The organism is Salipiger sp. (assembly GCF_059781815.1).
In genome coordinates this window covers 22,529-31,831 of the sequence record NZ_JBYNAH010000025.1, presented here as the reverse complement: position 1 = coordinate 31,831, position 9,303 = coordinate 22,529, and the positions used below count along the sequence as shown (strand labels likewise).

Below are 9,303 nucleotides of genomic sequence, written 5' to 3'. Positions count from 1 at the left end.
CGGTCGCCGGCCCAGTAGTAGAGCTGCATGCCCTTGAACGCCCATTGCTCGGCGCCGTCCTTGCGGGTCACGAGGCTGAAGTTGCCCTCGGCGCTGGCGCCCGACTTGGCGATGAAGGGCGGCCAGCTCGCGGCGCAGCCGCCATAGCAGTTGGTGGTGCCCGGGGCGTCCTTGTCGAAGATGTAGAGGGTCATGCCCTCGCCATCGACGAGCACGCCGCCGCCGGACATGCCGGCCGGAGCTGCGATGGCAGTGGTTGCGGCGACGGACAGGGCGGCGCCGGCAATCAGGGTGAGAAGTTTCATTGATAATCTCCTGTGGTGGTGTCTGGCCCAGACCATCTCGCTCTGGATACCGGGTTAGTGCCGGTGCCCCACCACTGGGTTCATTTGGCCGGCAAATTTTTCGGGTTTCGGGCGAACCGCTCAGCCGAGCGCGATGATCGGCCCGTCGAGCAGCCCCATCAGGTCGCCGAAATAGCCGCCCGAGCGCGCCGGGCGCGTCGGGTCGGAGGTGATGGCGACGGCAAGGTCGCGCGCCGGGTGCGCCGCGATCACCTGCCCGCCATAGCCGCGCCCGAGGATCCAGCCGCTGTCGCTGAGGAACCAGCCATAGCCGTAGCCAAGCCCCGACCACGGCGAGCGGGTGCGCGGCTCCTGCGAGGCCGCGACCCAACCGGCGGGCAGCGCCTGTTCACCGCCATAGCGCCCGTCGTCGCGCATCGCCACCGCCACGCGCAGCATCGCTTGCGGCTTCAGCGCCATCTCGTTGCCGCCGAAGTAGAAGCCCTGCGGGTCGCGGGTCCAGGCCGGGATCTCGATGCCCAGATTCGTGCCGAGATGCCGGCGCGCCAGGCTCAGCAGGCTCTCGCCGGTGGCGGTCGCGATGGCGGCGCCCAAGACATGCGTGGTGCCGGTAGAATAGATCATCCGCCCGCCATTCTCGGCGATGCGCGGCTGGCGCAGCACGTAGGAGACCCAGTTGGGCGAGCTTACCCACGCGCCGTAATTGGCCCCGGAGGTGCGCTCGAGCCCGGCACGCAGGGTGACCAGATCGCGCATGGTGAGGTCTTCGACGCCTTGGGTGGCACCCGAGGGGATCAGGCCGGGGGCAACGTCGCCAAGCCGCGCCTCGACGCTCTCGATGCCGCCCTCGTCGATCACCGCGCCGAGGATCAGGGCAAGCAGGCTCTTGGAGCAGGACTTGATATTGGCGACCCGGCCCAGCCCCGGCCCGCGTGGGGCTTCGGCCAGCAGGGTCTCGTCGCCGCGGCGGACCTGGATCGAGTGCAGCTGGTCGAGCCCGACCGCCATGTCGCGGATCTCGTCGGTGCCCTGCTGGGCCCGCAGCAAAGAGGGCGCGGCGAGGCTACCGGCAAGGGTGAGGGAAAAACTGCGGCGCGACAGCATGGCGGGGCTCCTGCGGGCTCGGGAAAGGATACCACGAGACTTGGCCGCAGGGCCGCGAAAGGAAACCCGCGGCGCGGGGCGCGCCGGTCACGGGCCATCAACAGCAGGTGAGCCGGCGCTCAGAACAGCTCGATATAGCGCTCGATCTCCCACGGGGTGACGTGGCGCAGGTAATCCTGCACCTCGAAGCGGCGCGAGCGCACGAAGTGGTCGATGAAAGTGTCTCCGAAGAGCGAGCGCGCCGCCTCGCTAGTCTCGAGCCGGTCTGTGGCCTCGACGAGATCGCGCGGGAAGCGGGCGCTGGCCGCGGGCTGCACCTCGTAGGCGCTGCCCTTGACGGGCGCGGGCGGCTCGGCGCCGGTCTCGATACCGCGCAGGCCCGCAGCAAGGCAGAGGGCCATGACTGCGTGGGGATTGGAGTCCGCGGCCGGGACGCGGAACTCGATGCGTGTGGCCTCGGGGCTGTCATTGATGATGCGCACCGCGGCGGTGCGGTTCTGCACCCCCCAGCTTGCCCATGTGGGCGCCCAGGCGCCGGGCACCAGCCGCTTGTAGGCGTTGACCGTCTGCGCCGTGAGCACGAGCATCTCGGGCATCAGCTCGAGCAGCCCGCCAAGGAAATGCCGCGCGGTCTGCGACAGCCCATCGGGCGCGTCGGGATCGGCGAAGGCGGGCGCACCGTCCTTCTGCAGCGAGATGTGGAAATGCCCGGACTGGCCCGAGAGCTCCGGCGAGAGTTTCGACATGAACACGGTGGTGAGCGCATTGCGGGCGAAATAGGCCCGCGCGAAATTGCGGAACAGTGCCGCGTCATCCGCCGCCTTGATGCCCTTCGCCACAGAGAGCGGCGCTTCGAAGCAGCCCGGCCCGAGCTCGGTGTGCAGGCTGTCGAGGCCGATATCCATCAGGCGCATGCATTGCCGCAGCCCGTCGAACAGGTCGCCATAGGCGGCGGCGGATTGCAGCGAGTAGGTGCGGTTGGCCTTGGCGAAATGCTGCAGGTCGCGATAGCCCTTCTCGCGCAGGCTGTCGGCGGTCTCGTCGAGCAGGAAGAACTCGTACTCGAAGGCGGCGGTGACCTCGAAGCCCATGGCCTCGGCCTTGCCCAGATGCTTGAGCAACTGGTTGCGCGGGGATTTCTTGCCGAAATCGCCGGTGAAATCGGCGATCATCACCTCGGCATTGGCGCCGAAGGGCCAGTGGCGGCGGGTCTCGGGAAAGATCTGCGCCGGGCGGTCGATATAGGTCTCGCTGTCGTCCCAGGTCTTTTCGGCGCTGTCCCAGGCGTGCAGCACGTCGCAGAAGCTGTAGCCCTTCTCGACCAGCTTGTCGGCCTTGGTGCCATCCATCAGCTTGTGCCGGAACAGACCGTCGAGGTCGAAGATGCCCACATGGACGTCGCGCGAGACGTGTTCGGGGATGCCGTTGCTGTCCATCGGAAGGCTGCTCCTTGTCGTTCTCTTTCTTCCGCCGGGGCGGTGTCGGGCGGAGTTTGCCCGGCACCCGCGGACTGTCAAGGACGGGTGGCGGAATGGCCGCATGCAGGGGAAGCACTTGGCGGAAATGGATAAATTCTGCGCAGCCGCTGTTAGCGGTCACGGCGGGGCGGGGGCGTTCGCGGGCCGATTGCCACGCCCTGCGCGGCGCGCATAGTATCGGCCCATGGAAGAGCACGGCGCCCTGACCCAAGACGATCCCAACGCCATGACCGACGAGGCATGGCAGTCGGTGCTGCGTGCCGTCGACCAGACCTATACCGAGCTGGTGGCGCATCAGGAGCAGCTCGAGCACCAGAATGCCGAGCTGACCGCCGCCAAGCATCTCATCGAGGGCGTGCTGCATTCGGTGAGCGACGTGCTCATCGTGATCGACCGCGACGGCAGCGTGGCCGAGGCCAGCGAGTCGCTCTTCGCGCTGGTCAGCGGCGGGGCGGCAGCGGTGATCGGCCGCCCGGTGGCCGAGATCTTCGACGCCGAGGGGGCGGCGCAGATCGGCGCGGCGCTGAACCAGCTGCGGATGAACCACGCGGTGGCGGATTTCGAGGCCAGCATCCCCACCGAAACCGGCGCGCAGCCGTTTCACATCGTACTCTCGCCCCGGCTCGACGCCCGCGACCGCTTCGGCGGCGCGGTGCTCAGCGGGCGCCCACTGGGCGAGCTACGCCGGGCCTATGCCGAGCTTGAGCTCAGCCACGAGCAGCTGAAGCAGGCGCAGGGCCAGATCGTGCGCAACGAGAAGCTCGCCTCGCTGGGCCGGCTGCTGGCGGGGGTGGCGCACGAGCTCAACAACCCGATCAGCTTCGTCTATGCCAGCGTGCACGCGCTGGAGAAATACGTCGGACAGTTCGAGACCTATTTCGAGCAGGTCCAGTCGGGCGCGCCGCGCGAGGAGCTGGTGCGGCTGCGCAGCGACCTCAAGCTCGAGCGCGCGCTGGGCAATCTCTCGACCGCGATCCACGGCGCCCGCGAAGGCGCCGAGCGGGTGCGCGACATCGTGGCCGACCTGCGCCGGCTGTCTTCCGAGGGCAGCGGCGAGAAGGTGCCGTTCGATCTGGTCGAGACCGCGCGCGTGGGTGCCCGCTGGGTCGAGCGCGGCGCCAAGTCGGGGGTCTCGGTGGCCTTTACCGGCGACGACAGCCTGCGGGTGATCGGCGTGCCGGGCCATATCCAGCAGATCGTGATGAACCTCGTGCAGAATGCGCTCGACGCGGTCGACGGGGTCGAGGCACCCGAGGTCCGCATTGATCTCGCGGCGCAGGGCGGGCGGGCGCGGATGACCGTCTCGGACAATGGCCCCGGCATCCCCGACGAGCAGCGCGCGGCGGTGTTCGACCCGTTCTTCACCACCAAGCCGGTGGGCAAGGGCACCGGGCTGGGGCTTTCCATCAGCGCCAAGATCGCCGATGAACATGGCGGGCAGCTGTCGCTGCTGCCCGGGCCGGGGGCGGTCTTCGTGCTCGAACTGCCGCTGGCGGACACACCGGGAGAGGCCTGAATGAATATCCTGTGGCTGCAATCGGCCGGCTGCGGCGGCTGCACCATGTCGCTGCTCTGCGCCGAGAACCCCAACGTGCTCGACACGTTGGGCGATGCCGGCATCGAGTTTCTCTGGCACCCGTCGCTCTCGGTCGAGACCGGCTGCGAGGTGCAGGCGCTGCTGGGCGCGGTGGAGCAGGGCGAGATCGCGCTCGACGTGCTGTGTTTCGAGGGCTCGGTGGTGACCGGTCCGCGCGGGACGGGCAAGTTCCACATGCTGGCCGGCACCGGGCGCTCGATGCTCGACTGGGTGCGGGCGCTGGCGCCGATGGCCGAGCACGTGGTCGCCGTCGGCACCTGCGCGGCGTTTGGCGGCATCACGGCGGCGGGCGGCAACCCGGCGGGCGCGGTGGGTCTGCAATATGACGGCCGCCAGAAGGGCGCGGCGCTCGACGAGGGCTTCACCAGCCGCTCCGGCCTGCCGGTGATCAACGTGGCGGGCTGCCCGACGCACCCGGCCTGGGTCACCGAGACGCTTCTGATGCTGGCGGGCGGGGCGCTGGGCGCGGGCGATCTCGACGCGCTGGCCCGGCCGCGCTTCTACGCCGATCATCTCGTGCATCACGGCTGCACCAAGAACGAGTTCTACGAGTACAAGGCCAGCGCCCGGACGCTCTGCGAGATGGGCTGCATGATGGAGCATCTGGGCTGCGTCGGCACGCAGGCGGTGGGCGATTGCAACATCCGGCCGTGGAACGGCGAGGGCTCGTGCACGCGGGGGAATTACCCCTGCATCGCCTGCACCGCGCCGGAATTCGAGGAGCCGGGCCACCCGTTCACCGAGACGCCGACCATCGCGGGCATCCCGGTGGGATTGCCCTCCGACATGCCGAAGGCGTGGTTCATGGCGCTGGCCTCGCTGTCGAAGGCCGCGACGCCGCAGCGCATCGAGCGCAACGCCCATTCCGACCGCCTGGTGCAGGCGCCCAGCGTGAAGGCCCGGAAATGAGCGACAGGCAGCTTCTGGTCGGGCCCTTCAACCGCGTGGAGGGCGATCTCGAGATTGCCCTCGAGGTGCGGGAGGGCCGGGTGGTCGAGGCGCGGGCCAACTCGCCGCTGTTCCGCGGCTTCGAGATGATGCTGCAGGGCAAGGCCCCGAGCGACGCGCTGACGCTGACGCCGCGGATCTGCGGCATCTGCTCGATCAGCCAGTCGGCGGCGGCGGCACTGGCGCTGGCCGATGCCGGCGCGGTGACGATGCCGCCGCAGGGGCGGCTGGCGGCGGCGATCCTGCACGGGGTCGAGAACCTCTGCGATCACATCAGCCACTTCGCGCTGTTCTTCATGCCGGATTTTGCACGGAACGTGTATGCCGGGCGCGCGTGGCACGACCGCGCGGTCGCGCGCTACACCGCGCAGCAGGGCTCGGCGGTGCGGCCGCTGATCGAGGCGCGGGCGCAGCTCTTCCACATCGTGGGGCTTCTGGGCGGCAAGTGGCCGCACACGCTGGCGATCCAGCCCGGCGGGGTGACCCGCGCCCCCGATGCGCGCGACCGCATCCGCATCCAGACCACCCTGCGCGCCGCGAGGCGCGTGCTCGAGCGCGAGCTTTTCGGCGGGTCTCTGGAGGATTTTGCGGCGCTGGAGTCTGTTGCGGGCTACGAGGGCTGGACCGGCGGCGACGTGGCGCTGTTCTCGGAGATCGCGGCGGATCTCGGCCTCGAGACGATCGGCGTCGGGCCGAAGCGCTATCTCTCCTGCGGCGCCTATCCGCTGGCCGAGGGACGGGTGACCCGCTCCGGCGTCTGGGAGGGCGGCGCGGTCTCGGAGTTCGATCCGGGCGAGATCGTCGAGGATGTGAGCCACGCCTGGATGCTGGGCGATGCGGCGCACCCCGCTCAAGGCGCGACTCTGCCCGACGAGGACATGGCCGAGCCGGGCTACAGCTGGTGCAAGGCGCCGCGGCTGGGAGGGCGCACGGTCGAGGTCGGCGCGCTGGCGCGGCAGGTGGTCGACGGCCATCCGCTGGCGCTCTCCCTGGCCGATGAAGGCGCGGTGCGGGCGCGCATCGCGGGCCGTCTGCTGGAGATCGCCCGCACCGTGCTCTGGCTCGAGGACTGGGCGGCGGCACTGGATCCGGGGGCGGTGTTCATGGATCCCGCGCCGGCGTTGCGCGAGGGCGTTGGCGTGGGGCTCGTCGAGGCGGCGCGCGGCACGCTGGGGCACTGGATCGCGGTCGAGAAGGGACGGATCGCGCGCTACCAGATCGTGGCGCCGACGACGTGGAACTTCTCGCCGCGCGACGCTGGTGGCGTAGCGGGGCCGGTGGAGGCGGCGCTGGTCGGCGCGCCGGTGGGTGAGGGAGAGACCACGCCGGTGATGGTGCAGCACGTGGTGCGGAGTTTCGATCCATGCATGGTTTGCACGGTGCATTGATGGTGAGGGCAGAGGGGGGCGCTGCCCCCGTCCGCGCGGGGCGCGGACTCCCCCGGGATATTTCTGGCCAGAAGAAGATGCGGGCGTGCTGAGAGGGCGGCGCATCAGGGTGCGCGGGCAGGTGCAGGGGGTGGGGTTTCGGCCCTTCGTCTGGGCGCTGGCGCGGCGCTTCGGGGTGTCGGGCGAGGTGTCGAACGATGCCCGTGGGGTGCTGATCCTCTGCGCCGGGGGCGATCTCGACGGGTTCGAGGCGGCGTTGCGGGCGGAGGCGCCGCCGCTGGCAAGGGTCGATGCGGTGGAGAGTGTCGCGGCGGAGGTCGCGGTGGGCGAGGGCTTTGCCATCGTGGCCTCGGGCGGGCCGGGGGCGGAGACGCGGGTGACGCCGGATGCGGCGAGCTGTGGCGATTGCGTGGCGGAGATCTTTGGGCCGGGGCGGCGGCGCGGCTATGCCTTCACCAATTGCACCAATTGCGGGCCGCGCTTCACCATCCTGACCGGGCTGCCTTATGACCGGGCGCAGACCACCATGGCGGGGTTTGCGCTCTGCGAGCCTTGCCGGGCGGAATACGAGGATCCGGGCGACCGGCGCTTCCACGCGCAGCCGGTGGCCTGCCCGGAGTGCGGGCCGCGTGTGTGGGTCGAGCGGGATGGGGAGGAGGTCGTGGGGGACGCCGTGGCGCTGGCGGCGGAGGCGCTGGGGCGCGGCGAGATCCTCGCGGTGAAAGGGCTGGGCGGGTTTCACCTGTGTTGCGATGCGACCGACGCGGCGGCGGTGGCGGCGTTGCGGGCGCGCAAGCGGCGGCCGGCGAAGCCGCTGGCGTTGATGGCGTCTCTTGAGGTGCTGGAAGGGTATGCGGCGCCGGGGGCGGCGGAGCGCGCGCTGTTGCGCGAGCCGGCGGCGCCGATCGTGTTGCTGGCGAAGCGGGATGGGGCGCTGCCCGAGGCGCTGGCGCCCGGGCAGGGCGCGCTTGGCTGGATGCTGCCCTACACGCCGTTGCATCATTTGCTCTGCGCCGCCGTGGGGCGGCCTTTGGTTATGACCAGCGGCAACCTCTCGGGTGAGCCGCAGGCGATCGGCAACGGTGAGGCGCGGGAGACGCTTGGGGGCATCGCCGACGCCTTCCTGATGCATGACCGCGACATCGCCCGGCGGCTCGATGACAGCGTCGAGCGCATCACGCCGCAGGGGGTGATGGTGCTGCGCCGGGCGCGCGGGCGGGTGCCGGGGACGCTGCCGCTGCCCGAGGGTTTCCCGGAGCGGCAGGTGGTGGCCTATGGCGGGCAGATGAAGGCGGCGATCTGCCTGGTGAAGACCGGGCAGGCGCTGCTTGGCCATCACCTGGGCGAGCTCGACGAGGCGCTGACCTGGGAGGCCTTCCTGCAGGCGGATCGCGACTATGCGGCGCTGTTCGATCATCGCCCCGAGGCGGTCGCCTGCGATCTGCATCCGGGCTACCGGGCCAGCCAACACGCGCAGGGGCTGGGCCTGCCGGTGGTGGAGGTGCAGCACCACCACGCCCATCTTGCGGCCTGTCTGGGGGAAAATCTCTGGCCCCTGGAGGGCGGGGCTGTGGCGGGGATCGTGCTCGATGGCACGGGGCTCGGCGCGGACGGGACGATCTGGGGCGGCGAGCTGCTGCTGGGCGATTACCGGGGTTTCGAGCGTGTGGGTTGGCTGCGTCCTGCGCCGCTGGTGGGCGGCGACCGGGCGGCGCGGGAGCCGTGGCGCAACGCGCTGGTGCGGCTGGATCAGGCGGGGCTCGGGGAGGCGGCGGAGGCGCTGTTTGATGGGCAGCCGCTGGCGGCACTGCGGATGGCGGCGGAGCGGGGCCTGAACGCGCCGCTTTCCTCCAGCGCCGGGCGGCTCTTCGATGCGGTGGCGGCCTGTCTCGGGATTTGCGCCGAGGCGCAGAGCTTCGAGGGCGAGGCGGCGATGCGGCTCGAGGCGTTGGCCGAGGGGGCGGGAGAGGGCTACGCGCTGCCCTTCGAGAGCGGGGTCTTCGAGACCGCACCGATGATCGCGCATTTCATGCAGGACGGGCGCGACGGCGTGCCTGTGGCGCAGCGGGCGTGGCGCTTCCATGCCGGTCTGGCAGCGGCCTTCGCGGCGCAGGCGCGGGCGCTGGTCGCGGGTGGGCGGGCGCAGGCGGTGGCGCTTTCGGGGGGCTGTTTCCAGAACGCGCTGCTGCTCGATCTCACGGTGAAGGCGCTGGGCGATGTGCCGGTGCTGATCCACCGCACCACCCCGGCCAATGATGGCAGTCTTGCGCTGGGGCAGGCGCTGGTGGCGCTCGCGGCGATGGAAAGCCGCTGACCGGAGCTTGCCACGGCCCGGAAAGCCGCTGACCGCACCGAACCCCTTGGGAACCTGCTAACATATTGCCAAAGTTCACCTTTTCGCATTGCCTGTGAAACGGGCGGCGCCCTTTCGCACACGGCGGCATACCGCGATGCTCGGTCAATGCTGCGCGGCAGGGAGCGTC

The 9,303-nt window shown here is 70.4% G+C and carries 7 protein-coding genes; 4 read left to right on the top strand and 3 right to left on the bottom strand.

All coding sequences use genetic code 11. From position 1 onward, the window contains the following. From AC6RA4_RS04815 to AC6RA4_RS04805, 3 genes are all read right to left on the bottom strand, one after another. A partial coding sequence (locus tag AC6RA4_RS04815) for a COG4315 family predicted lipoprotein (RefSeq protein WP_500157922.1) occupies nt 1–305 on the bottom strand: 305 nt, incomplete at its 3' end. Between the two features lie 120 nt (nt 306–425). Beyond that, on the bottom strand, nt 426–1,409 hold the full coding sequence (locus tag AC6RA4_RS04810) for a serine hydrolase domain-containing protein (protein ID WP_500157920.1): 984 nt from the start codon (nt 1,407–1,409) through the stop codon (nt 426–428). A 119-nt stretch (nt 1,410–1,528) separates the two neighbouring features. After that, a complete protein-coding gene (locus AC6RA4_RS04805; protein WP_500157918.1) occupies nt 1,529–2,845 on the bottom strand; it encodes a glutamine synthetase family protein in 1,317 nt (438 codons plus the stop codon). A 226-nt stretch (nt 2,846–3,071) separates the two neighbouring features. On the opposite strand from AC6RA4_RS04805, the gene AC6RA4_RS04800 reads away from it, so the two are divergent. The 4 genes from AC6RA4_RS04800 to hypF all read left to right on the top strand — a co-directional run bounded on the left by AC6RA4_RS04800 (nt 3,072) and on the right by hypF (nt 9,134). Further along, nucleotides 3,072–4,403: a sensor histidine kinase gene (locus AC6RA4_RS04800; protein WP_500157916.1), complete on the top strand. Its 1,332-nt coding sequence runs from the start codon at nt 3,072–3,074 to the stop codon at nt 4,401–4,403. Next, nucleotides 4,404–5,393, top strand: coding sequence for an NADH-quinone oxidoreductase subunit B family protein (locus AC6RA4_RS04795; RefSeq protein ID WP_500157914.1), 990 nt, complete (start codon nt 4,404–4,406; stop codon nt 5,391–5,393). Continuing rightward, entirely contained in the window at nt 5,390–6,820 is a 1,431-nt protein-coding gene (locus AC6RA4_RS04790) for a nickel-dependent hydrogenase large subunit (RefSeq protein ID WP_500157912.1), read from the top strand. Before AC6RA4_RS04795 ends, AC6RA4_RS04790 begins: the two co-directional genes overlap by 4 nt. An 85-nt stretch (nt 6,821–6,905) precedes the next feature. Beyond that, a complete protein-coding gene (gene hypF / locus AC6RA4_RS04785) occupies nt 6,906–9,134 on the top strand; it encodes a carbamoyltransferase HypF (protein ID WP_500157910.1) in 2,229 nt (742 codons plus the stop codon). The last annotated feature ends 169 nt before the right edge of the window (nt 9,135–9,303 follow it).